At 70.9% G+C, this 25710-nt stretch carries 19 protein-coding genes and 1 CRISPR repeat array; of the genes, 14 read left to right on the top strand and 5 right to left on the bottom strand.

The features are described 5' to 3' along the window. Positions 1–21: 21 nt before the first annotated feature. Positions 22–1497, bottom strand: a complete 1476-nt coding sequence (locus AB0M08_RS05490; protein WP_364488839.1) for an aromatic amino acid ammonia-lyase — start codon at positions 1495–1497, stop codon at positions 22–24. Between the two features lie 63 nt (positions 1498–1560). Here AB0M08_RS05490 and AB0M08_RS05485 point away from each other — a divergent pair, with 63 nt between their 5' ends. Then, positions 1561–3078 (top strand): NAD(P)-binding domain-containing protein, encoded by a 1518-nt coding sequence (locus tag AB0M08_RS05485; protein ID WP_364488836.1) that lies wholly within the window; start codon positions 1561–1563, stop codon positions 3076–3078. Between the two features lie 3 nt (positions 3079–3081). Beyond that, positions 3082–4488 (top strand): fatty acid--CoA ligase family protein, encoded by a 1407-nt coding sequence (locus tag AB0M08_RS05480; RefSeq protein ID WP_364488833.1) that lies wholly within the window; start codon positions 3082–3084, stop codon positions 4486–4488. On the opposite strand, the gene AB0M08_RS05475 is transcribed toward AB0M08_RS05480, so the two are convergent. Continuing rightward, positions 4445–5191 carry a hypothetical protein gene (locus AB0M08_RS05475; protein WP_364488830.1) on the bottom strand — a complete coding sequence of 249 codons (747 nt, stop codon included), beginning with the start codon at positions 5189–5191 and terminating at the stop codon, positions 4445–4447. The genes AB0M08_RS05480 and AB0M08_RS05475 overlap by 44 nt on opposite strands. Positions 5192–5359: 168 nt before the next feature. On the opposite strand from AB0M08_RS05475, the gene AB0M08_RS05470 reads away from it, so the two are divergent. Beyond that, the gene (locus AB0M08_RS05470; RefSeq protein ID WP_364488827.1) at positions 5360–7306 is read left to right on the top strand and encodes an acyl-CoA dehydrogenase; all 1947 of its coding nucleotides are present in this window, start codon (positions 5360–5362) and stop codon (positions 7304–7306) included. A 57-nt stretch (positions 7307–7363) separates the two neighbouring features. Here the strand turns inward: AB0M08_RS05470 and AB0M08_RS05465 are convergent, their stop codons facing one another. From AB0M08_RS05465 to AB0M08_RS05455, 3 genes are all read right to left on the bottom strand, one after another. Next, entirely contained in the window at positions 7364–7768 is a 405-nt protein-coding gene (locus AB0M08_RS05465) for a type II toxin-antitoxin system VapC family toxin (RefSeq protein ID WP_364488824.1), read from the bottom strand. Further along, positions 7765–8664 carry a hypothetical protein gene (locus AB0M08_RS05460; protein ID WP_364488821.1) on the bottom strand — a complete coding sequence of 300 codons (900 nt, stop codon included), beginning with the start codon at positions 8662–8664 and terminating at the stop codon, positions 7765–7767. The genes AB0M08_RS05465 and AB0M08_RS05460 overlap by 4 nt, the downstream gene beginning before the upstream one ends. A 209-nt stretch (positions 8665–8873) precedes the next feature. Further along, positions 8874–10304, bottom strand: a complete 1431-nt coding sequence (locus tag AB0M08_RS05455; protein WP_364488818.1) for a dihydroorotase family protein — start codon at positions 10302–10304, stop codon at positions 8874–8876. An 83-nt stretch (positions 10305–10387) separates the two neighbouring features. Here AB0M08_RS05455 and AB0M08_RS05450 point away from each other — a divergent pair, with 83 nt between their 5' ends. The 11 genes from AB0M08_RS05450 to AB0M08_RS05400 all read left to right on the top strand — a co-directional run bounded on the left by AB0M08_RS05450 (position 10388) and on the right by AB0M08_RS05400 (position 24026). After that, entirely contained in the window at positions 10388–11581 is a 1194-nt protein-coding gene (locus AB0M08_RS05450; protein ID WP_364488815.1) for a CoA transferase, read from the top strand. A gap of 2 nt (positions 11582–11583) precedes the next feature. After that, positions 11584–12351, top strand: a complete 768-nt coding sequence (locus AB0M08_RS05445; protein ID WP_364488812.1) for a cyclase family protein — start codon at positions 11584–11586, stop codon at positions 12349–12351. Next, entirely contained in the window at positions 12348–13772 is a 1425-nt protein-coding gene (locus tag AB0M08_RS05440) for an MmgE/PrpD family protein (protein WP_364488810.1), read from the top strand. Before AB0M08_RS05445 ends, AB0M08_RS05440 begins: the two co-directional genes overlap by 4 nt. Positions 13773–13950: 178 nt before the next feature. Beyond that, positions 13951–15615: a WxL domain-containing protein gene (locus AB0M08_RS05435; RefSeq protein WP_364488807.1), complete on the top strand. Its 1665-nt coding sequence runs from the start codon at positions 13951–13953 to the stop codon at positions 15613–15615. Between the two features lie 75 nt (positions 15616–15690). Further along, the gene (locus AB0M08_RS05430; RefSeq protein WP_364488804.1) at positions 15691–16668 is read left to right on the top strand and encodes a DUF916 domain-containing protein; all 978 of its coding nucleotides are present in this window, start codon (positions 15691–15693) and stop codon (positions 16666–16668) included. After that, complete coding sequence (locus tag AB0M08_RS05425) at positions 16668–17759, top strand: hypothetical protein (protein WP_364488801.1); 1092 nt, start codon at positions 16668–16670, stop codon at positions 17757–17759. The genes AB0M08_RS05430 and AB0M08_RS05425 overlap by 1 nt, the downstream gene beginning before the upstream one ends. Further along, positions 17756–19105: a hypothetical protein gene (locus tag AB0M08_RS05420; RefSeq protein ID WP_364488798.1), complete on the top strand. Its 1350-nt coding sequence runs from the start codon at positions 17756–17758 to the stop codon at positions 19103–19105. The genes AB0M08_RS05425 and AB0M08_RS05420 overlap by 4 nt, the downstream gene beginning before the upstream one ends. Beyond that, positions 19095–19823, top strand: coding sequence for an ABC transporter ATP-binding protein (locus AB0M08_RS05415; protein WP_364488795.1), 729 nt, complete (start codon positions 19095–19097; stop codon positions 19821–19823). Before AB0M08_RS05420 ends, AB0M08_RS05415 begins: the two co-directional genes overlap by 11 nt. Further along, complete coding sequence (locus AB0M08_RS05410) at positions 19820–22501, top strand: branched-chain amino acid ABC transporter permease/ATP-binding protein (RefSeq protein WP_364488792.1); 2682 nt, start codon at positions 19820–19822, stop codon at positions 22499–22501. Before AB0M08_RS05415 ends, AB0M08_RS05410 begins: the two co-directional genes overlap by 4 nt. A 19-nt stretch (positions 22502–22520) precedes the next feature. After that, positions 22521–23204, top strand: a complete 684-nt coding sequence (locus AB0M08_RS05405; RefSeq protein WP_364488789.1) for a neocarzinostatin apoprotein domain-containing protein — start codon at positions 22521–22523, stop codon at positions 23202–23204. Positions 23205–23330: 126 nt separating this feature from the next. Further along, on the top strand, positions 23331–24026 hold the full coding sequence (locus AB0M08_RS05400) for a type IV toxin-antitoxin system AbiEi family antitoxin domain-containing protein (RefSeq protein WP_364488787.1): 696 nt from the start codon (positions 23331–23333) through the stop codon (positions 24024–24026). A 103-nt stretch (positions 24027–24129) separates the two neighbouring features. Continuing rightward, positions 24130–24912: direct repeats of the CRISPR family, unit length 37 nt; unit sequence GTTGAGATCCTCGCCGACGGCGGGCCGTCGGCGCTGG. Positions 24913–25710: the final 798 nt, after the last annotated feature.

Below are 25710 nucleotides of genomic sequence, written 5' to 3'. Positions count from 1 at the left end.
CGCCATCCTGCCCGACGCGAGCTATGCGAGGTTCTCCACGATCGTGGCGGCCTGGCGTACGGCGGTCTCCAGTGGACGGTCCGGGTCGATCGGGGGGATCTCGGCGGCGAGGGCGGCGAGGACGGCGGCGCAGGCGGGGGCGGCCGGGGTGCGCGGGCTGACGTGGACGGCCTGGCGCAGGCCCAGGGCGAGGGAGCCGGTGATCAGCGAGAGCAGGGACGCGTGGTCGAGGGCGCGCAGGGCCGACTGGGTGCCGAGCGGGATGACGTCCTGGTTGTGCAGGTTGGTGGGGAGGCTCTGCATGCTCGCGGGGAGGCAGTCGCGGCGGATCTCGGTGATCAGGGCGGTCGACGCGAGCTGGACGCCCTGCAGGCCGTGCTGCTGTCCGGGGCCGGCGGCGAGCATCGGCGGGAGGCCGCCGTTGCGGGCCGGGTCGACGAGGAGGTCGAGCTGGCGTTCGGCGAGGTTGCCGACCTGGGCGACGACCATGGCGAGGACGTCGGCGGCGAACGCGGCGGGCTGGCCGAAGAAGTTGCCGCCGTGCACGACGCGGTCGTCGTCCGGGAAGAAGAGCGGGTTGTCGCTGACCCCGGCGAGGTCGGCGGCGACCACGCCGTCCACATAGCGCAGCGCGTCCTCCGCGGCGCCGAGCAGCTGGGGCGTACACCGGATGCTGTAGGGCTCCTGAAGGGGGCGTTCGCCGGTGGGTGTCGTGCCGGAGAGGAACGAGCGCATCGTCGTGCCGACAGCGGCCGTGCCCGGGTGACCGTAAAGGGACAGCAGGCCCGGGTCCAGGAACTGGGGGTCGCAGCCGAGCAGGTCGGCGAGGACGCAGCTGAGGAGCTGGCTCGCCCGGTGCGAGGCACGCACCCGGTGCAGCGCCAGCGCGGTGGCGGCGGTGGTCAGCGAGACGCCGTTGACCAGGGCGAGCGCGTCCCGGCCGTCCAACGGCAGCGGGCTCAGGCCGGACCGGGCGAGCGCCTCGGCGGCGGGGAGGCGCTCGCCGTCCAGGTAGGCGTACCCCCGCCCGCGAAGAGCCTGCGCGGCCGCGCCCAGCGGAATCAGATCACCGCTGGCGCCGACCGAGCCGAGCCGGGGCATCGCCGGGGCGAACGTGGTGGCGAGCGCGGCGGCGAGGGCGTCGACGACGTGCGGGGACACCCCGGACGCGCCCCGGGCGAGCGAGTGCGCGCGGACCAGCAGGGTGGCGCGCGCGAGGGCCGGATCGAGGTCGGGGCCCTGGCCTGCGCCGAGGTGGGCGAGCGTGTTGTCGGCCTGGTCGCGCTGGTCGGCCCGGCCGGCATAACCGACGAGAGCCCCGAAACCGGTCGTGTTCCCGTAGACCGCGCGGTCGTCGCCGAGCACCTTCGACAGGAAGACACGACCGGAAGTGACACGATCCCGGACCGCCGGCGGAATGCGCACGGTGAGTGGTTCGCGGGCGGCGAGCAGGTCCGTGACACGCAGCGGGGACGCCAGATCCACCTCGATCGTCATGAATGCGGACGGTAGTGGCGACTTCTCAGAACGCTCTGAAATCGGCTCAGTAGGTTGCCGCGCATGACGCACGACTACCTCATCATCGGCGCCGGCCCGGCCGGACTGCAGCTCGCCGCACTGCTGGAGCGCGACGGTCATGACTACGTCGTGCTGGAGGAGGGGGAGGGCGCCGGGACGTTCTTCACGCGCTATCCGCGTCACCGGACGCTGATCTCCATCAACAAGGTGTGGACCGGGTCGGACGATCCCGAATTCAATCTCCGCTCGGACTGGAATTCGCTGCTCACCGACGATCCGGCGCTGCTGTTCAAGAACTACAGCTCGCGCTATTTCCCGGCGGCCGACGACCTGGTGCGCTATCTCCGGGATGTCGCCCGGGGCCTGCGGATCCGCTTCGGGACGCGGGTCGACCACATCTGTTTCGATCAAGACCTCTTCACCGTACGGGCGGGGGCCGACTCCTGGTCGGCGAGGCGGGTGGTGATCGCCACCGGGGTCTCGCAGCTTCACGTGCCGCCGATCGAGGGGGCTGAGCTGTGTGAACGCTACGACACGGTCAGCGTCGACCCGCAGGACTTCGTCAACCAGCGGGTGCTGATCATCGGCAAGGGGAACTCGGCCTTCGAGACCGCGGACGCGCTCGTCGAGACCGCCGCGGTGATCCACGTGGCCGGTCCGCACTCGATCCGGCTGGCCTGGCAGACGCATTACGTCGGGCACCTGCGGGCGGTCAACAACAACTTCCTCGACACGTACCAGCTCAAATCCCAGAACGCCGTTCTGGACGGCACCGTCGAGCGCATTCTCCCGCGCGAGGGCGGCGGTTTCCGGATCCTCTTCCGGTACGCCCGAACCGTCGAGCGGATTCGCGAGATCGAGTACGACCGGGTCGTCATCGCCACCGGTTTCCGATTCGACGCCTCGATCTTCGACGCGTCGGCCCGCCCGAACCTGGTGATCGACGACCGGTTCCCGGAACAGACCCCGGCGTTCGAGTCGGTCAATGTCCCGGGCCTGTATTTCGCCGGGACGCTCAGCCAGCAGCGGGACTTCAAGAAGTCGACGAACGGGTTCATCCACGGATTCCGGTACGGCGTCCGCGCGCTGCACCGGATCCTCGGCGAGCGTTACCACGACGCGCCGTGGCCGTCGGTCTCGTTCCCGGCCAGTCCGGAAGCGATCACCGACGCGATCATCGCCCGGATCAACGTGTCGTCGGCGCTCTGGCAGCAGTTCGCGGTGCTCGCCGACGTGGTCACGGTGGATGGGGGAGTCGCCCGCTACCGGGAGGAGGTGCCGGTGGCGTACCTGGAGCCGGGGCCGCTGACCATCGCGGTGACGCTGGAGTACGGCCCGGGCCACGACCAGGTGGACCCGTTCGACATCGACGTGCCGCGGATCGCGGAGAACGACCCGGAGGCGGCACACGACGCGAGCTACCTGCACCCGGTGGTCCGGGTGCGCCGGGACGGCGTGGTCGTCGCGGAGCACCACCTCGCGGAGAACCTGGAGAACCACTGGAACATCCCGTCGGTGCACCAGGAGCCGCTGGTCCGGTTCCTCAAGGGCGTGCTCTGAGCCATGTGGCCCGGGGCAGTGGTGCGGATCCTGCACGAGGCCGGGGATCGCCCGGTCTTCGAGGACGGGGACGAGGTGACGTCCGGCGCCGCGATGCTGGGGATGATCCGGCGTCTCGGCGGCGGGCTCCGGGCGCGGGGGATCGGGCCGGGGCGCGGGGTCGCCCTGCGGCTGGGCGTCGACGCGCGGGCCTTCGCGATGACGATCGCGGCCTTCGCGGTGGGCGCGCGGATCTCCGGGCTACCGCCGGGGCTCAGCGAGGCGCAGGTCGCGCGCCTGGCCGAGCGGGACGACGCGGCGATCGTCGACGACGCGGTGGTCGCGGAGCTGATCAGGCATCCCGACGTCGCGCTCGAGTGCGCGGGCCGGGCCGGTGACGTCGCGCGGATCATCTATACCAGCGGGAGCACCGGGGAACCCAAGGGCTGCGCGCAGACGTACGACGCGATGTCGGCGGCCTGGGCGGCGCATCCGGACCGCTGGCCGCCGGCGATCGCGGAGCTGGCGAAACGGCTCGACCGGTACCTGGTGTTCGGGTCGCTGAGCAGTCAGGTGATGCTGGAGTACGGCATCCTCACGCTCGCGGCCGGCGGGGTGCTGGTCGCCGCCCGGCCGCCGGGGTTCCCGGACGCGATCGTCCGGCACCGGGCGACCGCGAGTGTCATCACCGTCGGCAAACTGCATCAGCTGGTCCGGAGCCAGCGGGCGGACCCCGCCGACCTGAGCGGCCTGCGGGCGCTGATGGTCTCCGGCTCGCCCCTCGAACCGGCGCGGCTCCGTGAGGCCCTCGCGGTGCTCGGGCCGGTGATCTTCCACGGTTACGGCCAGACCGAGACCGGGATGATCGCCATGCTGACCCCGGCGGAGATCCCCGGCCACGCGGACACCGTGGGCCGCCCGCCCGCGGTCACCGGGACCCGGATCGTGGACGGGGAACTCTACGTGCGGACCCCGGCGCAGGGCTCCCTCTACTGGCGGGATCCGGTGGAGTCCGCGGAGGTCTTCACCGGCGGCTGGGTGCGGACCCGGGACCTCGCGGGCATCACCGAGGACGGTTACCTGCGCCTGCACGGCCGGGCCCGCGACGTCATCATCGTCCAGGCGCAGCTGGTCCACGCCGGCCCGATCGAGCGGGTGCTGGCCGAGGATCCCCGGGTGGCCGAGGCGTACGTGGTGGGCCGCCCCGACGACGAGACCGGCGAGGCCGTGCACGCCTTCGTGGTGCCCGCCTCCGGCCGCACCCCGGACCCGGGTGAGCTGCGTACCCGGATCGCCGGCCGCCTGGGCGACCTCGCGGTCCCGGCGACCGTGACGCTGATCGACCAGGTGCCGGTCGGGCCGACCGGGAAGCCCGACAAATCGCTGCTCAGTGCGCCGGATCCCACTGGGCGAGGAGGCGGCGGGTGCTGATCGTGGTCGGGTCGTCCGGGCCGAGGGCGCGTTCCATGTCGGCGGCGACGGTGGTGAGCTCCGGCAGGGCGTCCCGCTCGCCGGCCTGGTATCGCAGGATGGCCAGGGAACTGCGGGAGACCAGCGGCAGGGAGTGGCCGGCGCCCAGCGCCCGGGTGGCGTCGCCGATCAGCGCCGTGTAGGCCGCGCGCACCTCGGGGGTGTCGCCGTCCTCGGTCATCCAGTCGAGGATCTGGTACCGCGAGGCGAGGGTCTCCTCGGAGTCCGGGCCGAGGACCCGCTTCTGGTGCTCGATCAGCTCGGCCATGGCGGCGACCCGGTCCGGGACCTCGCCGCGGTCGCCGCGGAGCCGTAGGTCGAGCATGCGGGCGCCGAGGGTGAGCTGATGGTCCGGGCCGAGGACGCGTTCCAGGTCCGGCAGGAGTGCGGCGAGTTCGGTGCGTGCGGCGTCCTCGCTGCCCTGGGCGAGGAGTCTCATCACCCGGCCGGTCCGTGCCTGTAGCCGGGCCGGGTCGACGGAGTGGCGAGCCGCCACCGACTCGCGCCAGGAGATCCAGATCAGCAGCGCCTCGCCGAGCCCGGCGAGCGGCAGGTACCAGGACAGCTGGCTCATCGGCATGATGCAGGCGCCGACGGCGATCGCCGCCAGCCCGCCCAGCGGCCACCGCCACGGACCGGAGAGAACACTCGTCGACTGAGCCATCGAACCTCACTCACCTCTGTGGACCCGGCTCCGGAGCGTATCTTGCCGACTTCGTACGGCGACTCCATCGAACGGGTGCCGTGGTCTGCGCCGTACGCGGAAAGGGGTGGGGTGTGAGAAAGGCCGGGTTTGGGGGCGGCAAGTTACTGGCGGGTACAGAATGGGGGCATGGTCAGTGAAGCGTTGCGGGACGTGCTGGACGGCCGGTGGGTGGCGATCCGTCGGGCGGTGCGGGAAGAGCTGGGTGCGGAGTTCGTCGCGGTGCCCGGGGAGACCGGTGACGAGGCGCGGGAGCGGATCTCACGGCTGATCCGGAAGCTGCCCACCGATGTGGGGGTGGCCTCGGCGTTCCCGGCCGGGCACGGTGGGTCGGGGGATCAGGGCGGGTCGGTGGTGGCCGCCGAGATGCTCGCCTACCTGGACCTGTCGCTGATGGTGAAGGCCGGCGTGCAGTGGGGCCTGTTCGGCGGGGCGGTCGTCGCGCTCGGCAACGAGCGGCAGCACGCGGCCTACCTGAAGGACATCATCGACACCGAGATCCTCGGCTGCTTCGCGATGACCGAGACCGGTCACGGCTCGGACGTGCAGCAGCTGCGCACCACCTGCGTGTACGACCCGGCGACGCAGACGTTCGACCTGCACACGCCGCACGAGGCGGCGCGCAAGGACTACATCGGGAACGCCGCGCGGGACGGGCGGATGGCGGTCGTCTTCGCCCAGCTGATTACCGGTGGGAAGTCCCGTGGCGTGCACGCCTGGCTGGTCCCGATCCGGGACGGCAACGGTGACCCGATGCCCGGCGTGACCCTCGGTGACGCGGGCCCGAAGGCGGGCCTGCTCGGCGTGGACAACGGGCGGATCAGCTTCGACCACGTCAGCGTGCCGCGCGACATGCTCCTCGACCGGTACGGCCAGGTCGCCGAGGACGGCACGTACAGCAGCCCGATCGAGAACGACACCCGCCGCTTCTTCACCATGCTCGGCACCCTGGTCCGCGGCCGGGTCACGGTCGGCGGCGCCGCGTCGGCCGCCACCCGCGAGGCGCTGACCATCGCGGTCCGGTACGGCGAGACCCGCCGCCAGTTCACCGCGCCGGGCGCCGAGCGCGAGATCGCGCTCAACGACTACCTGGCCCACCAGCGCAAACTCCTGCCCGCGCTGGCCACCAGCTACGCGTACGCGTTCGCCCAGGAGGAGCTCGTCGGCACCCTCGCCGACGTGCAGGGCGGTTCCGGCCCGGCCGACGAGCACCAGCAGCGCGAGCTGGAGTCCCGGGCCGCCGGGCTGAAGGCGATGCAGACCTGGCACGCCACCCACACCATCCAGATGTGCCGGGAGGCGTGCGGCGGCGCGGGCTACCTCGCGGAGAACCGGCTGCCGGGGCTGAAGGCGGACACCGACGTCTTCACCACGTTCGAGGGCGACAACACGGTCCTGCTCCAGCTGGTCGCGAAGGGCCTGCTCACCGGTTACCGCGACGCTTTCGGATCACTGGACGGCTGGGGTCGCGCGACGTTCGTGGCCGAGCAGGTGCGGGAGATGGTGCTGGAGCGTACCGCCGCCCGCGCCCTGATCCAGCGCCTGGTCAGCGCCGTTCCCGGCCGGGGTGAGGAGGTCGCGGTGACCGACCGCGGCTGGCACCTGACGATGTTCGAGGACCGGGAGAAGCACGTCCTGGAGGGCGCCATCCGCCGCCTGCGCAGCGGCGCCGCGACCAAGAAGGACCGCCCGTTCGAGATCTTCAACGACGTCCAGGACCACGTGCTGAAGACGGCCACCGCGCACATCGACCGGATCACCCTGGAGGCGTTCGTCGCGGGCATCGAGCGTGCCCCCGGCACGGCGGAGAAGGCGCTGCTCAACAAGCTCTGCGACCTGTACGCGCTGACCGTGATCGAGGCGGACAAGGGCTGGTTCCTGGAGCACGGCCGCCTGACCCCGGCCCGCTCCAAGGCGGTCACGGCGGTCGTCAACGACCTGCTGCGCGAGCTGCGCCCGTCGATGCGCACGCTGGTCGACGCCTTCGCCATCCCCGAGGAGTGGCTGAACTGCGCCATCCTCCGTGAGGAGCCGGACCGCCAGGACGTGATGGCGGCCCACGACGCCGGCGCCTGACGGTATCGGATACGAGCCGGGTGGGGCGGCTGTCCGAGCCACCACCCGGTATCGCGGTCAGGACAGAAGGACGAGCCCGGGGAAGTTCTCGAAATGCCGTCGGTTGAGTGTCAGAAGCGGTGCGTTGTGATAAACAGCGGTCGCACAGATCCACAGGTCATTGGTCTGGCTGCTGTGTCCCAGCGCGTGCCCGGTCTGCTGGGCCTGATGCTTCAACCGTCCCCACAGCCGGGCGAGGTCCTGGTCGTACGGGGCGACCACATACCGCCGGATCGCTTCCTCGAGTTGACCCAGTCTGCGTCCGCCCCAGCCGCCTTTCGCGGCGCCGAAGTGCACTTCGGCGACCGTGGTGAAGCTGAGGACGGGCACCACGCCGACGAGATGCGTGGCGAACGAACTGGCGGTGCTGGAGTTCTGCCAGAGGTGAGAAAAGGCGTCGGTGTCAACGATCACGTGCTTCATTCATCACCCAGACGTGCGGATCGGATGGCGGCGAGAAACGCCTCGAAATCCTCCATGGGTGGTCCGCCGAGGTCCTCGATGGATTCCAGCGGCCGAATGCCTTGTTCCTGGGAGAGGGTTTCCAGGGATCTCGGACGGGCGCTGCTCAACGTTTCGAGGCGGGCAAGATGCAGGACGTGGACGGAGACGCCATTGGGATCCAGCTCACCGGTTCCCTCTGCCATCACCATCTGGTCCATGGAATCGAGCACAGCGTCGCGAAGGTCGAGCGTGAAGTCGCACAGCACACTGCCGGCGAAGGTGTCGATGCGGCAACGGAGGCCGGCTGGGGAGAAGTCGCCCATGTGTAGCCGTCCCACCACGTTGACCAGTTGCTGAACAGACTCGGGCTGAACGGCTCGAACGGCTTTCTGCAGATCCTCGTCCAGGGTGAAGCGCACGGTCCCGCTGCGCAGGAATTCGATGCGATTCACGCCGCCGGCGCTGATGCCTCCGGTGAGGTCTCGGATTCCGTTGATGACCTGCGGAGTGAAGTGCGGCGGCAGGGTGGCAGGATCGCGGTGGAGGCTGTTGACACCCTCCTCCAGCGCGTCGAGCGAACTGCCGAGCAGGTCGTCGAGACTGAGTTGCCCGAGACGGGAGATGCTGAGGATCGCCGAGCCGTGCTGAAACCCGACGAAATCAAGCCGGACGGCATCGACGATCTCTCGCGGGCGTCGGCCGGGCTTGGTGGTGTTGCCGCTGATGCTCAGAGCGATTCGTTCGAGCGAGGCTTGTAGGCCGCCGGCCAATCGGGCCAGCTCTGCGAGTGAGATGCGACCGCCCTCGGTCGCCGGGCCGACGGCGCGGACGATGAGCTGCTCGCCCACCTCCGGAACATTCTCGATCTGGCTCATCGAATCACCACCGGTTCCTGCTTCCGCTGGTAGAACCTTCCTCGTCTGCGCTCAGAACCATCATGCCCGACTTCGGCGCCGTCAGGGTCCTCCGAGATCACGTCTCACCCGGGAGGAGCGGTGTCGGGAATCCGCCTTTCGGTGGATCGAGGGTGGTGGACCGGGTTCGCGGATCGCGCGGGGCTGGAGCGCGATCCGCGAACCCGGGGTCAGCGGGACAGGAAGGCGCCCTGCGGGGTGCCGAGGACCGTGCCGTTCTCGTAGGCCAGGTGGCCTCGCAGGATCGTGGCGACCGGCCAGCCGCGGACCTTGCGGCCCTCGAAAGGACAGTGGTCCTGGCCGGAGAGGAGCAGGTCCGTGGTGACCTCCTGCTCCAGGTCGGGGTCGATGATGGTCAGGTCGGCGTCGTAACCCACCAGCAGGTTGCCCTTGCGGTCGCCCAGGCCGTACGCCCGCGCCGGGTTGGCGGAGACCAGCTCGGCGACGCGGGCGGGGGAGAGGCCGCGCTGGTGCATGCCCTCGCTGATCAGGATCGGGTAGAGCAGGGCGGTGCCGCCGAAGCCGGGGAGGGCGGGCCAGAGCTCGTCGCCCTTCTCGTGTTCCAGGCAGCACGCGTGGTCGGAGGCGACCCAGCCGACCGTGCCGTCCAGGACGCCCGCCCAGAGGGCCTCGGTGTCGTCCCGGCTGCGGATCGGCGGGTTGACCTTGCCGCCCAGACCTCCGCGCGCGTCCAGTTCCTCGTGCGTGAGGCAGAGGTGGTGCAGGGTGACCTCGAAGCGCATGTCGACGCCGGGCATGGCGATCCGGGCCTCGCGCGCGGCGGCCAGGGCCTCGCCCGAGGAGAGGTGCAGCAGGTTGATGGCGCAGTCGGTGGCGCGGGCCAGCGTGGTGGCCTCGCCGATCGCGACCCGTTCGGTCAGCGGCGGGCGGGCGTCCGCATAGGCCTTCAGGGTCTGCGGGTCGCCGGCCGCGCGGACCCGGTCGATGAAGAGGCGCATCAGCTCGGCCTGCTCGCAGTGCAGGGAGAGCGAGACCCGGCGGCCGGTGGTCGCGTTGGCCGCGGCGACGGCCTCCATCAGCTGGTAGAGGTGGCCGAGGTCGTACTCGTCGCTCATCGTGAAGGCCTTGCTGTCGCGCGAGTCGGCGGACAGGTTGAAGCCCTTGTAGAACATGTAGTACTTGAAGGAGCTGACCCCGTGGCCGGCGACGAGGGACGGGACCTCGCGGACCTGGGCGGTGTCCATCGGGGCCAGGTGGAAGCCGTAGTCGGTCCACGCGTGGCCGGCGACCGCCGCCTGGACCTCGGGCAGGATCTCCTCGTACGGCCCGGTCTTGTTCAGGTAGTGCTGCCCGGTCCGGAAGTAGGAGAGGACCGTGGTGGCGCCGCCGACCAGGGAGGATCGGGTCTCCTCGGCCGCGTCGACCGCGAGCGGGCGGTAGATGCCCAGGTGGAAGTGGGCGTCGACGGCGCCGGGGAAGACCAGCTTGCCGGTCGCGTCGATGACGTGGACGGCCTCGTCGGGCTCGAAGGCGCCGATCGCCGCGACGCGACCGTCCTTGACGCCCAGGTCGGCCCGGATCGTCCCCTGGTAGGGCACGACCAGGGTGCCTCCCCGGACCAGTAGGTCGTAACGGCTCATGGGAAACCCTCCACGACGGAAGCGTGCGTTTCGCACACAGTAACGGGGTTTCCTTTGATGGAACAGAGTGGTTAACCTGTGGCATGACCGCCGCCCCAGAAGGACCGCTCACCGGCGTGACCGTCGTCGACGCCTCGACCCTCTTCGCCGGGCCGCTCGCCGCCACGATCCTCGGGGACTACGGCGCGGACGTGGTGAAGGTCGAGCACCCGGTCAAGGGCGATCCGGCGCGCGGGCATGGCCCGGCCAAGGACGGCGTCCCGCTCTGGTGGACCATGCTGGGCCGGAACAAGCGGACGATCACCCTCAATCTGAGCAATCCCAAAGGCGCGGAAGTCGCGAAAAATCTGATAAATCGGGCGGATGTGCTCATCGAGAACTTCCGCCCCGGCACCCTGGAGCGCTGGGGACTGGGGCCGGAGGAATTCCACGAGAAGCTGATCATCGCCAGGGTCACCACCTATGGCCAGGAAGGCCCCTACTCCCACCGCCCCGGTTTCGGAACGCTCGCGGAAGCGATGAGCGGGTTCGCCGCGATCACCGGAGAGCCGGACGGCCCGCCCACGCTGCCACCGTTCGGTCTCGCCGACGGGATCAGTGCCCTCACCTGCGCCCAGGCGATCATGACCGCTTTGTATCACCGCGACGTGCGCCAGGGAAAGGGCCAGGTCATCGATCTGGCGATCATGGAGCCGATGCTGACCGTGCTCGGGATGCAGGCGATGGTCTACGACCAGCTCGGGACCGTACAGCAGCGGACCGGGAACCGGTCGGTCAACAACGCGCCGCGCAACACCTACCGCACCCGGGACGGCCGCTGGGTCGCCGTCTCGACGAGCGCCCAGGCGATCGCCGAGCGGGTGATGACGCTGGTCGGCCGCCCCGAGCTGATCGACGAGCCGTGGTTCGCCTCGGGGGTGAGCCGCGCCGCGCACGCCGACGTGCTCGACGCGGCGGTCGGCGGCTGGATCGCCGAGCGCGACCTGGCGACGGTCACCGCCGCCTTCGAGGGCGCCCAGGCCGCGATCGCCCCGATCTACGACATCGCGGACGTCTTCCGGGACCCGCAGTTCATCGCGCGCGACGCGGTGACCACCGCCGAGGACCCGGTGCTGGGCCCGGTGCGGATGCCGGGCCCGCTGTACCGCCTGTCCCGCACGCCGGGCCGGATCCGGTGGACCGGCCGCGAGCGGGGCGCCGACACCGACGACGTGCTCGCCGGCCTCGGCTACGACGAGGAGGAGCGGGCCGCGCTGAAGGCCGAAGGAGCCATTTGACCGTGAAAGTGTTCGACCTCGCCCAGCCGATGCGGCGGGGCATGCCGCAGTCCCCGAACCATCCCGCCTACCAGCACTCCCTCGTCCGCCGGCACGGTGACATGGTGCGGGCCGGCGGTGGTTCGGCCGCCAACGACATCCTGGTGCTCGGCACGCACGTCGGCACGCACGTCGACGCGCTCGCGCACGTCTCCCAGGACGGCCTGCTGCACGGTGGCGTCGTCGCGGCCGACGTGCAGTCCGACGCCGGTTTCGCCCGGCTGGGCATCGACGAGTTCCCGCCCTTCGCCGGTCGCGGCGTCTTCCTCGACGTGGCCGCCCTGCACGGCGTCGAGGTGCTGCCGCCGGGCTATGAGGTGACGGCCGCCGACCTCGAGGCCGCCGCCGGCGACCTCGTCATCAATGCCGGTGACGCGATCCTGGTGGGCACCGGCTGGTCGCGGCGCTTCGGCGAGGGTGCTTCCTTCCTGGGTACGGCGGAAGGAGTGCCGGGACCCGGCGAGGGCGCCGCGCAGTGGATCGCTGCGCGCGGCGCCGCGGTCACGGGGGCCGAGACGATCGCCTACGAGCGGATCGCGCCGGGCGCCGGGCACGCCAGCCTGCCCGTGCACCGGATCCTGCTGGTCGAGGCGGGCATCAACATCGTCGAGACGATGATGCTGGCCGGGCTCGCCGACGCGGGCGTCCGTGAGTTCCAGTTCATCCTGGCCCCGCTGAAGCTGGTCGGCGCCACGGGTTCCCCGGTGCGTCCGCTGGCGGTCGTGCCGTGACCGGGCCCCTGGCACGGGCACTCGGGGAGTTCGCGGCGACGGTTGATCCACCGGCGCCGGTTCGTGCGGACGTGCCCACTCGCATCCTCGATGTCCTGGGCAACGCGCTCGCGGCGTACGCGGAAAGAAGCGCGGACGCCGCACCCGCCGCACTCGCGGCGATGAAACGCTGGGGTGGCGTGCCGGAGGCGACCGTGATCGGCTCCGGCGAGCGGCTCCCCGCGCCGTCGGCCGCGTTCGTGAACGGCGTGCTCGCCCACTCGCTCGACTACGACGACACCCACCTCCCGTCGGTGCTGCACCCGAGCGCGTCGGTGGTGCCCGCCGCGCTGGCCGCCGCCGAGGCCGGTGCGGAGGGCGACCTGATCGCCGCGATCGCCGCCGGGATCGAGGTGACCAACCGGATCGGGATGGCCGGGTGTGATCCGGAGACCGGCGCGAACCTGTACTTCGAGCGCGGTCAGCACGCCACCTCGATCTGCGGCACGATCGGCGCGGCCGTCGCGGTGGGACGGCTCTACGGGCTGGACGGCACGGGCATCGCCGACGCGATCGGGATCGCCGCGTCGATGGGCGCGGGCGTGCTGGAGGCGAACCGGACCGGCGGCTCGGTGAAGCGCACGCACTGCGGCTGGGCGGCGCACGCCGGGGTGGTCGCGGCGACCCTGGCGGCCGAAGGACTGACCGGGCCGCCGACGGTCCTGGAGGGTAGGTTCGGGTTCTTCGCCGCGCACACCGGGCGGTTCGACCCGCGTGCGGTCACCGACGGGCTCGGCGAGGAGTGGGAACTGCTGCGGACGGTCTTCAAGCCGTACCCGTCGAACCACTTCACACACGCCGGGATCGACTGCGCCCTTGCCCTGCGCCGGGCCGGGCTGCGGCCGTCGGAGGTGGCCGCGATCGAGCTCGGGGTGGCCGAGCCGGTGCTGCGGACCATCGCCGAGCCGCCCGAGGAGAAGGCCCGGCCGCGCAGCGGGTACCACGCGAAGTTCTCCGGGCCATACACCCTCGCGATCGCACTGACCGGCGGTTCCGGGCTCGGCGTCGGGCTGGACGACTTCGTGGAGCTGGACCCTGAGCGGCTGGCGCTGGCGTCGAAGGTGACGGTCTGCGCCGATCCGGAGGCGACCGCCGCGTTCCCGCGAACCTTTGCCGCGGTGTTACGCGTCCGGACGACGGCCGGGACCACGCTGAGTCATCGGGTGGGCAGCTCGCGCGGTGGGCCGGGGCATCCGCTCAGCGCCGCCGAGGTGGCCGCGAAGTTCACCGGGAACGCGGTCCGCGCGCTCTCGCCGTCCGCTGTGGAGGATCTCGCCGCGGCGGTCGGGCGGCTCGGGTCCGGCGGCCCGGTTTCCGCGGTGTTTCCGGCCGGGCGCGATTCCGGCCGAACCATGGAAACGGCGTATCGCCAGGCGAGATAAGGCTGCTCGGAGGGTTGACACCACCGGTCCGCGACTGAGTTTATAGATCCCACGCAGAAAGAGAACGCCGTTTCCCTATGGGAAACGAAACGGATCTAGAAGCGTACCGCGCGTTATCGCGCCGCGGCCGGCGACGGCGGCGGCGCACCCATTGGAGAGAGGGGACGCGGCAACAATCATGAAACGACTCGCTCGCAGAGCTCTGACCGCGGCGGTCGGGGCGGCGGTGACCCTGGCCTCCGTCGTCGCCGTGCAGGCGCCCGCCGCCGCGTACGGGCCGACCGCCGACTCCCTCGGGTGCCGGATCTACTTCAGTGACGCCGGCACCGGAACCTCGCCCAGCACGTGGGCGGACACGTTCACGCTGACCCAGTCCCCGGCGAAGCCGGCCCCGGGCCAGACCGTGACCGTCTCCCTCACGGCGGACGGGGGGCCCACCAACGGCCCGGCCGGCCTCACCGCCGGTTCGGTGCCCGTGATCATCACGGTCGGGATCTCCGGGTCCCAGACCGGGACGCTCACGCTCAACCAGGCCACCTACCCGGCGGCCGCGGTCGCCGGATACGAGAAGCTCGGCGCGTTCACCGCCACCGGCACCTTCGTCGCCGGATCGGCGGGGAGCGTCGCGCTCACCGTGAAGCAGGTCAAGTTCGCCAACGCGACGGCGTCCACGTACTGCTCCGCGGAGGGTGACCGGGACCAGAAGACGAGCCCGGTGGACACGGCGATCGTGCAGACGGTCACCGTGTTCGACGGCGGCCTGACGATCACCGCGATCACGGGTCAGACCGTGCTCGACTACGCCCGGGCCGGGAACACCATCAGCTACAACGTCTCCGGTCTCGCGGCCGGCGCCACGCTCACCGCGGCGCTGTACGACAGCTCCGGGGGCGGCACGGCCGAGGGGAGCGGGACCGGCACCACCGGCTCCGCGGGCACCGGATCCGGCACGCTCACCGTGCCGACCGGACCGGCCACCGGCAGCCGGACCCTGGTCGTCTCGGACGGTTCGGACTCGGTCAGCGTGCCGATCACCATCCTCGGCACGCCGAAGATCACCCTCACGCCCGCGGCCGGTGGCGCCGGAACCACCACCACCGTCGTGGGCGCCAACTGGAACCCGGGCAGCACCATCACGGTGAAGGGCTACCAGGCCCTCACCGGGGCGCCGCCGCCCCCGGCCACCTCGGACACCGCGGTCTCCGCCACGGCGTCCGGCACCGGCGGGTTCACCGCCTCGTTCCAGGTCGACGACCTCGCCACGGCCTATGTCGGCGCGCTGTCGGGCAGCCTGTACGCGCTGGCCTCGTGGAGCATGTCGGCGGACAGCTGCACGGCCAAGGAGGCCAACGCGACGAGCGGGGACTGCGACCTGACGTACACGCTCTCGGAGACGGTGACCGGCGGCTCGCTGTCGATGTCACGCGGCAGCGGCACCAGCACGGTGTCGTTCTCCGGGATCACGCTGAACGGCTCGGCGCAGACCGCCACCGGCACCCTGTCGGCGATCAACGTCACCGACTACCGCGGCAGCACCTACGGGTGGGACCTGTCCGCGGAGGTCACCGACTTCACGGGTATCCCCGGCGGCACCATCCCGGCGTCCGCGCTCACCTGGACACCGACCTGCGCCGCCCACTCCGGGGCCACCAACGCCGCGACCGCGGCCGCCGGTGACACGGGCGTGGCGGTGCAGGAGGCGACGCTCTGCTCCGCACCGGCGAGCACGGCGGGCACCGTCACCGGTGGCTCGTTCGACGCGTCGGCGGCGCTGTCGCTGGCGGTGCCGGCGTACCAGCTCGCGGGCACCTACACGGCGACGCTCACCCTCACCCTGAGCTGAGCCGCACCTCCCCGGGTGGGGACGGCCGCCACCGTCCCCACCCACCCCTCTCCTCTTCTCCTGCGAGGGAATCGCATGCGCATCCCGGTGCTGGTCGCCACGGTGCTGGTCACGGCCACGGCCGTGCTGCTGCCCGTGACCCCGGCGGCCGCCTCCGGCAACGGGGAGTGGGCCGTCACCCCCACCCCGGCCAAGAACCCCGGCCCCACGCCGCGGCTCTACTTCTTCCTGGACGCCTCGGCGGGCCAGAGGGTCTTGGAATCGGTGCGCGTCACGAACCTCACCACCAAGGTCAAGACCTTTCTCGTGTACGGCGCGGACGCGTACAACACGAAGCAGAACGGCGGCTTCGCGATCCGGACCCGGGCCGACGAGCAGACCGACCTCGGCGCCTGGGTGAACAACCCGGTGACCACCGTCGAGGTGCCCGCCCGGACCAGCGCGGACATCCCGTTCACCATCACCGTGCCGGCGAACGCCACCCCCGGCGACCACGTCGGCGGCATCGTGGCGATGGAGGCCGAGGCGAGCGGCAGCGCCGAGGCCGAGGGCGCCACCGTGCGGATCCAGCGCGCCGTCGCCGCCCGCGTCTACCTGCGCGTCGCCGGCACCGTGGTCCCGGGGCTGAACGTCCCGGAGCTCAGCGTGACGATCAAGGCGCCGCTCTTCCCGGTCGGCACCCGCGGCACCCTGGACTACCGGGTCGCCAACATCGGCAACGTGCACCTGGTGCCGACCGGGCGCGTCACGGTCACCGGGCTCTTCGGTCACCGGATCGGCGTCAAGGGCACCCTGCCGACCAGCGACCTGATCCCCGGCGCGGACGGCACGTTCACCGCGACGACCAGCGGGATCTGGCCGTTCGACGTGGTCACCACCCGGGTCTCGGTGAGCGCCGACGGCGGGGTCTACGCCGTGCGCTCGAAGCGCAGCGTGGTGATCTCCTGGACCGGGTTCGCCGCCTTCGTGCTGGTCGGGCTGCTCGTCTGGTGGCGGCTGCGGCGGCTGGTGAAGAGCCGCGAGCTCAAGCCGCGCGGTCTGGCGGGCGTGTGATGAGATCCCGTGTCCTGCTGGCGGCGACCGCCGCGATGATCCTGCTCCTGCAGCCGGTCCCGGCGCGGGCCAGCGGACAGGTCGCCACGCTCTCCCGCACCTCGGTCAAGCCGGGCGAGACGATCCGGGTCGACGGCGAGGGCTGGACGCCCGGCCAGCTGCTGCAGTTCGTGACCTGCGGGGAGGGCGGGCTGACCGGGTCGGCGGCCTGCGACACCCGGGCCGCGCTGGCCACCCCGGTCCGCACCGACGGGACGTTCGTGGTCGACCTGCAGATCGGCGACCCGCCCAGGGCCTGCCCGTGCGTGGTGCACATCGGCGAGGTGCTCGGCGCGTCCGGCGAGGACCCGGTCGACCTGCCGATCATCCTGGCCGGGCACGCCTCGGGGTCGCTGCCGGCCGGCGCGACGCAGGTGCGCACCCTGGAGCTGCAGGACTACTACCTCAGCGGGCGGTCGTCGGCGGCCTGGTTCGGCGCGGCGGAGCACCTGACGCTGACCTTCACGGTCCGCAACCCGACCACGTCCACGCTGGTCAGCGCGGTGTTGCAGGCGCGGCTCGACGGCGGCGGGGACGACAACGTCTACTTCCAGCAGAAGGTCGAGGACCTCAAACCGGGGGAGAGCCGCACCTTCCACGTGCCGGTCGACATCCCGATGTTCGCCTTCGGCCGGTACGTCGCGCACGCCGACGTGAGCGGCCTGGCCACCGTGACGCTGCGGTACAACGCGTACCCCTGGGGCCTGTTCCTGATCAATATCGGCGGCCTGGTGCTGATCGCCTGGGGTGTGTGGCGGCGGTTCCGGCGGCGCCGGGTGCTCCGCGACCTCAGCCCGGCGGACGCCATGCTCCCGGCCGTGGTCCGGCTCGGCAGCCTCGGCGCGTTCCTGGTCTTCGACGACGCGCCCGGCGCCCGGGGCCTGCGGCGGCACGCGGGCGCCCAGCTCAGCCTGGACTCGCTGCGCACCCTGATCGGAGACGGTCAATCTCATGCTCATGGCGCCTCGGTGCTCGACCTGGACGCCCTCGGCCACGTGCTGGCGAGGCGCTATCCGCGAGGGATCTCGCTGCTCGAAGAGGAGAAGGAATGAACGCGGCACGCCGGGATCTCGACTGGCCGCTACTGATCAGGGTCGGCGCGGTGCTCGTGGCGGCGATCCTGGCGTACACCAGCTGCGGTGCGCTGATGCCCGGCCAGAACGGGGGGACCATCGCTGTCACCGGCACCGGGCCCGGGGTCACCGCGGACGCCGTGACAGTGGTCTTCATCGGGACCGACCTGACCAGGACGGCGTCGATGACCGGGTTCAAGCAGCCGAACGTCGGCAAGCCCGCGGAGCAGGTCAAGGCCCTGGAGGCGTACGTCAACGCGAACGGCGGCATCGCCGGGCGCAAGCTGGAGGCGGTCTACCGGGAGTACGAGGCGAGCGAGGACTCACCCGCCGCCGAGACCACCCTGTGCAGCAAGATCACGCAGGATGACAGGGCGTTCGCGGTGGTGCTCACCGGGCAGCTGCAGTCGAACGCGCGGCCCTGCTACGCCCAGCGGCAGACGCTGATGCTCGACGCCACCCTGGTCGCCGACGACAGCGCCACCTTCACCCGGCTCCAGCCCTACCTCTGGTCGGCCACCTTCCCCGAGTACGGCAGGTTCGCCACCAGCTTCCTCAAGGTCCTCGCGGCCCAGAAGTTCTTCGAGGGTCGCGACAGGGCCGGCCTGGTCGCGGCGGACACCCCGGCCAACCACGCGGTCTACGACGACATCGTGGTGCCGACCCTGAAGGCCGCGGGTGTCACGGTCACCGTCTCGTGGATCGACACCACCTCGCTGAGCAGCCTCAACAACGGGCTGAGCCAGGCCGCGGTGAACTTCCGGGGTAAGAAGATCGACCGGGTGTTCTTCCTCGGCGGTGCCCGGATCGCGCCGTTCTTCATGACCACCGCGAACGCGCAGAGCTTCACCGCCCGGTACGGCATCTCCACCTTCGACAGCCCGAGCTTCATGTCCGCCAACCCCGGGCTGATCCCGCCCGCCGCGCTGAAGGACATGGTCGGCATCGGGTTCGCGCCCGGCTACGACGTGCCGGACAGCCAGCTGTCGTTCCCGGACACCGACGCCGAGAAGAACTGCCAGAAGATCTACGCGGACGCGGGCATCACGTTCGCGGCCCGGGAGAACGCCCGGGTGGCGTTCGCGTACTGCGACGCGGCGCTGCTGCTCCAGGCCGCGGCGAAGGATCTCGGCGCGAACCTCAACGCGGCGGCCTGGGGCACGGCGGCCCAGACGCTCGGTTCCTCCTATCAGACGGCGGCCGGGTTCGGCGGCGAGATCGGGGCGGGCGGGCACTCCGCGGGCACCGGCTACCGCGTGCTCACGTACGACAGCGCCTGCCCGTGCTTCACCTACGAGGGGCCGGTGACCGGACTTGGCGACTGAGGTGCTGCGCGTCACCGGGCTCTCCGGGGGCTACGGCGCGATCCAGGTGCTCTTCGGCATCGACCTGACCGTGCGCGAGGGCGAGACGGTGGCGCTCTGCGGACCGAACGGGGTCGGCAAGTCCACCCTGGTCCGGATGCTCAGCGGGCTGAACCGGCCGAGCGCCGGGACGGTCACGCTGCTCGGGAACGACGTCACCGGGGTGCCGGGTCCGAAACGCGTCAAGCTCGGCATGTCGACGGTGATCGGGCAGCAGGCGTTCGGGTCGCTCTCGGTACGGGACAACCTGCGGGTTCACGCGTACCCGAACGGCAAGGACGACGACAAGACGCACACCGTGGTCGACGGCGCGCTGTCGGTCTTCCCCCGGCTCGCGGCCCGCGCCGACCAGCCCGCCTCGACCCTCTCCGGCGGCGAGCGGCAGATGCTGGTGCTGGCCAAGACGCTGATCCAGCGGCCGAGCCTGCTGCTGATCGACGAGTTCTCGCTCGGGCTCGCCCCGGTCGTCGTCGGCGGCCTGCTCGAACTGGTCCGCCGGCTCGCCGCGGCCGGCGTCGCCACGCTGCTGATCGAGCAGTCGGTGAACGTCGCCATGGCGGTCGCCGACCGGCTGCTCTTCATGGAGCACGGCACGATCATCGCCGAGCACACCCCGGACGAGCTGCGCGCCGACCCGGACCTGGCCCGGCGCCTGGTGCTGGGAGGGCACGCGCAATGACGTACTGGGGATTCGACTTCGGATTCGACCGGCTCGCCGTCGGGCTCTTCACCGGGCTGACGTACGGCCTGCTCGCGGTGGGTCTCGTGCTGGTCTACCGGTCCAGCCGGTTCGTCAACTTCGCGCACGGGGCGATCGGTGTCTTCGGCGCGGCCGTGCTGGCGAAGCTCACCGACGGGATCGGCTTCTGGTTCGCGTTCCCGATCGCCATCGGGATCGCCGGGGCGATGGCCGCCGGCACCGAGATGACCGTGGTCCGCCGGTTGCGCGGCCGTCCCCGGGTGATCGGGATGATCGCCACGCTCGGGCTCTCCCAGTTCATCCTGGTGCTGGCCCTGCTGGTGGACCGGGACAGCTTCTCCGGGAGCACCTTCCCGAAGCCGCCCGGTCTGCCCGCCTTCACCATCGGGACCACCGCCGTCGGCTCCTCGCTCACCGCGATGCTGCTGCTCACCCCGGTGCTCCTCGCCGTCCTCGCGTTCTTCCTGCGGCGTACCAAGTACGGCATCGCCATCCGCGCGGCCGCCGACCACCCGGACGCGGCCCTCGTCAACGGCGTACCCGCGGCCCGCATGACCAGCCTGGCCTGGGCCGTCGCCGGCGGGGTGGCCGCCTTCTCGTCGATCCTGCTGACACCCACCCAGGGCGTCCAGTCGATCGAGTCGCTCGGCCCGGAGCTGCTGCTACGCGGCCTGGCCGGCGCGGTGATCGCCCGGATGACCTCGCTGCCGATCGCGTTCAGCGCCTCGGCCGGGGTCGGCGTGCTCGAACAGGTGCTGCTCTCGAAGGAGACCTCGGGCTTCGTCGACGTGGTGCTCGGCGTCGCCATCCTCATCTCGCTGCTCCGCCAGCGCCAGGGCGGCCGCCGCGACGAGCAGACCTCCTGGCCTCGGGCCGAGTACCGCTCCTCGCCGGTCCTCAAGGCCGGTCTCGCCCTGCTGGCCGCCGTCGGCGTCGCGCTGGCCTACCTGGTCAGCAACTCGACCGCCTCGGTGCTCACCACGGTCTGCGGATACGCCCTGGTCGGGCTCTCGGTGATCGTGGTGACCGGGATCGCGGGCGAGCTCTCGCTGGGCCAGTTCGGCTTCGCGGGCATCGGCGCGGCGGCGGCCGTCCAGGTCGCCTCGGCGAGTGGCAACATGTTCCTCGGCACGCTCGCCGGATGCGCCGCCGGTGCGCTCGCCTCGGTGCTGGTCGGCATCCCGGCGCTGCGGCTGCGCGGGGTCGCGCTCGGCGTCACCACGCTCGCCTTCGCGCTCGCCACCAGCGGCTGGCTGCTGCGCCGCTCGTGGCTGCTCGGCGACGGGCTGACCACGCCGTACCCGGTCTGGCACGACTACGTGGTCAGCGTCTCCGCCGACTACTACCTCTTCGCGCTGATGCTGCTCGCGATCGGCTGGTGGGTCACCGTCCGGCTCCGCGCCGGCGGCTTCGGCCGCCTCCTTCTCGCACTCCGCGACAACGAGGAGGCCGGCAGGGCACTCACGGTCGCTGCCCCCTTGCGCAAGCTCCAGGTGTACGCCGTGGGAGGCGCCCTGGCCGGTCTGGGAGGCGTGGTGATCGGCTTCGGTCAGTCCCAGCTGAACATCAACAGTTTCCCCGCCGGGGCCAGCATCGACGTCGTCGCGATCGCGGTCGTGGGTGGGCTCTCCCGGACGGGCGGGGCCCTGCTCGGGTCCGCGGTGATCGTCGGCCTGCCGGCGCTGTTCCCACTGGGCACCTACGGACAGGCGGTGCTCACGCTCGGCTGGCTGCTCGTCGTCGTCTTCCTGCCGAACGGTCTCGGCGGACTCCTCGCCGACCTGGTCGAGCGGATTGCGCCAAGCCGCGCCCCCGCGGCGGGTGCGCCACCACGTACCGAAAAATGGAGCGTCAGCGCCCTTCCCGCACGACGGCTGGAACCGGTGGCAGGAGAGGGGCCACTGCTCGAAATCGCCGGGGTCAGACGGTCGTTCGGCGGCGTACGGGCGGTGCAGGACGCCACGTTCACCGTCGCGCAGGGTGAGATCGTCGGGATCATCGGGCCGAACGGCGCGGGCAAGACCACGCTCTTCGAGATCCTCGCCGGCTTCACCGCTGCCGACGGTGGCACCGTGCGCTACCAGGGAAGGACCGTCACCGGCTGGAGCCCGGAACGGCGGGCGCGGGCCGGGCTGGTGCGCTCCTTCCAGGACGCGCGGCTCTTCCCGGCGCTGACCGTGCGTGAGGCGGTGATGGTCGCCGCAGAGGCCCACCATCCGTCCCGGCTCGTGCTCGACCTGCTCGCGCCCTCGTCACCCTCTTCCCGCGCGGATGATGCGTTGGCGGCGATGGGGCTCGACGGGATCGCGGATCGCCCGGTCGGGGAGCTCTCCACCGGCACGCGGCGGATCGTCGAGCTCTGCTGCCTGCTCACCCTCTCGCCCCGGCTGCTGCTGCTCGACGAACCCTCGTCCGGCCTCACCCAGGCCGACGGGGCCGCGCTCGGCGACCTGATGCTCCGGGTCCGCGCCGAGCTCGGCACCACGATCCTGGTGATCGAACACGACCTGCCGCTGCTCTCCCGGGTCGCGGACCGCCTGATCGCGATGGACGCCGGCCGGGTCATCGCCGCCGGCACGCCCGACGAGGTCCGCACCCACCCCGCCGTCGTCCTCTCCTACCTCGGCACCGACGAGGCCGCCGTGGCCCGGTCCTGATCTCTTTCTGGAGGCTCCGTTGTTCACCGTTGCCCGAACCCGGTTCGCCGTCGCCGCGGCCGTCGGCCTGATAGCCGCGACGTCGGCGGTCTTCCTCGACACGTCACCCGCCATGGCGTCACCGAAACTGCACGTCTCCAAGGTCAAGAACCTCAAGGACGGCGAGAAGATCACCGTTTACGGTACGGGTTTCACCAAGAACCTGACCGATATCGCCCTCGGCCAGTGCATCAAGAACCCGGCGACGTCCAGCGACTGCAACCTGACCGGCGGCGCCGAGTTCGTGGCGTCCAGCTCCAGCGGCAAGACCAAGACCATCACGCTGACCCTGGCCAAGACCTTCACCGGCCACAAGTGCGGCACCAGCGGCTGCGTGATCGCCGCCCAGCTGCTCCCGTCGTCCCACTCGGCATCGGAGGTCGCCGCCAACAAGGTCCAGGTGGCGATCACTTTCGGCAGCTCCACCTCGACGACGACGTCGACCACGACCGCCGCGACGACCACCACCACGACGACGGACTCCGACTCCGACTCCGACGCGACCTCGACGTCGTCCTCCGCCGCCGCCGACTCTCTGGCCAAGACTGGCCCCGGCATGGAGTGGGCGTCGATGGCCCTGGTCGGCACGGCCCTCCTGCTCCCGGGTCTGGGCCTGCTGGCGATGCTGCCGGCCCGACGCCGCCGGATGGCTTCTTTCCACTGATTCCACGCCGGGGGACGGTTCAGGGTCGTGGGGAGCGCTGTGCGCGGGGCGTTCCCCACGACCCCGATCCGCTCTTCTCCCGCACGTTCGGTGGACGTTTGTATCGTTCATCGTTACATTTGCTGTATGGAGGCGACACGCTTCGCGGTGCTGGCCGGTGTTGCGGAACGACAGACCGGGCTGGTGACCGCCGCGCAGGCTGTCGCACGAGGTATCAGCCGTGCCGCGCTGGGGCGGTTGGCTCATGCGGGCGTGATCGTGCCACTTCGCCGTGGTGTGTATCTGCTGCGAGGCAACACGCCCGACCTGCTGGACCTGAGAGCGGTGTGGCTGGCTACGAGCCCCGACCGGGACCCTGACGGCGACCTGATCGATGGGCCGATCCTGTCTCACGCGGCAGCGGCCCAGGTGTGGGATGCGGGTGATCTCTCCGCATGGCCGGTCGACCTCACTGTTCCGGATCGGCGCTGGAGCAGGCGACCGGACGTCCGGTTCCGGGTCCGCAGCCTCGGCCGTGGCGACGTCACCGTGGCAAACGGGCTGCCGGTCACGGTTCCGGGCCGTACCGTTGCTGATCTTCTCGAAGACCGGATGGGCGGCCATGACCCCGCCCACGTCGGCAAGGTCGCCGCCGATCTCCTCACCGGGCGTCGTGACACTTTCGGGGGTCTGGCGACCTATCTCGATCGTAAAGGGGGCACACTCGGTCTCCGTGGTGCCACCACTGGTGCGGCAGTACTGAATGCTCTCCTTCTGTCGGCCGGTTATGGCGAACTGCGTCAGACCCGGGAGGGATCGCCGCTTGATGTCGAGCCGAGGTGAGCTTGCCGCTGCGGCCTACGTTTCCGCGTTGGCCAAGGTGCCGCAGGCTCGCGTGCGTTCCGTGTACGCCACGCTGGTGAAGTCCGGGGGCGTCCCCGAACCGGCCGAGTTCCTCGTCGCTCGCGGACCGTCGGCGCTGGGTGGTTCGCCGTGCACCAGAGCTGCCAGTCGTAGTACCGGTTGAGAACCTCGCCGACGGCGGACCGTCGGCGCTGGATGGCCCCGGCCGCTGAGGCCGAGCGGCCGAAGTTCGAGTTGAGAACCTCGCCGACGGCGGACCGTCGGCGCTGGGCAGGCCGCCGTCGAGCGCCTGACCGCAGCGCTCCTGTTGAGATCCTCGCCGACGGCGGACCGTCGGCGCTGGCTGGTCGGCCGCCGGCCGTGCGTGCTGGTGACCAACCAGTTGAGATCCTCGTCGACGGCGGACCGTCGGCGCTGGGCGTGGCCGGCGCCGTCGGGGACGTTGAGGTGGATCTCGTTGAGATCCTCGCCGACGGCGGACCGTCGGCGCTGGATGTTCGGGAGGACATCGGGCGGTTCGATCGAGCGCAGTTGAGAACCTCGCCGACGGCGGGCCGTCGGCGCTGGTCGGGAAGTCTCGGCTCGCCGCGCGAATCAAGTCACGGATGTTGAGATCCTCGCCGACGGCGGGCCGTCGGCGCTGGGGACCCGCGCCCCGGGGCCCCGGGGCCCGATGTCCGTTGAGATCCTCGCCGACGGCGGGCCGTCGGCGCTGGGCGGTACCGTTCGGCCGCCAGCCCGGTGGCGTTGATGTTGAGATCCTCGCCGACGGCGGGCCGTCGGCGCTGGGATGCGGCGGGTCGAGGACGCGGGCGTGACGCGGTCGCGGTTGAGATCCTCGCCGACGGCGGGCCGTCGGCGCTGGGGCTTTGTGAACAGGGGAAACAGTGTGGTGGTGGGCATTTGCCATGCCTGAAGCCGCATTCCTGTCCGGTTTGCCGTCATTTTTGGCCGGGAACCTCCCGGGGATTCAGGTCGAGCTTGGGGTTCCTAGATCAACTTTAGAGGATGTGGCCGCCGCAATGGGGTGGGGCTGCGTCGGAGTGCGGGTCGAGAACGGAATATTTGCAGGCGGATGCTGGATCCCTCGCAGGTCATCGCCGCGGCGGCGTGGTCGGCGTCGTTCCGCTGGGGTGGTGGTGTCGATGTTTTTGGTGGGCAGGAATTTCGTTGGGACTGGAGGTTCCGGGAGTGCTGGTGCGGAGCTTGTTAAGGGTCAGGACGGAGAAAGTGAAGGAGACGGTTCGGTGGGCATGCCTTGGCGCGGCCACCCACCGAGTTGACGAGTCCCATCACACCGCTCTGTTGAGATCCTCGGCCCGCCGAGCCGCAACTTGCTCCTCGCAAGAAATTCCAGCCTAGCGCCTCAAGCCCCATGACACCCTCCGTCCCGGAGGGGCGACCTTTGAAGCTTCGATTCAGAGCGGTGTCTACGTGAGTTGTCCACAGGTCACCCCCAGAGGGGACTGTGGATGTGGGCCTCCACGGCTACCGTTCTCTTCCGTGAGTGACGCCCAGGCGACTCGAGGCCGGGAAGATCGTCCTTCATCACTTGAAACGTCTACGTGTATTGAATCCATGGAGGTTGGTGGTGGTCAAAGGAGTTCGTCAGAGATCGACTACGAGTCGAGAGCTGCATGTTGTGGTCGTGGTGCTGGCGGCG

It is taken from the genome of Actinoplanes sp. NPDC051851, from assembly GCF_040681165.1.
In the GTDB taxonomy this organism is placed as follows: domain Bacteria; phylum Actinomycetota; class Actinomycetes; order Mycobacteriales; family Micromonosporaceae; genus Actinoplanes.
Note: the sequence above shows the minus strand (reverse complement) of the source record. Positions and strands in the feature narration are given on the sequence as shown.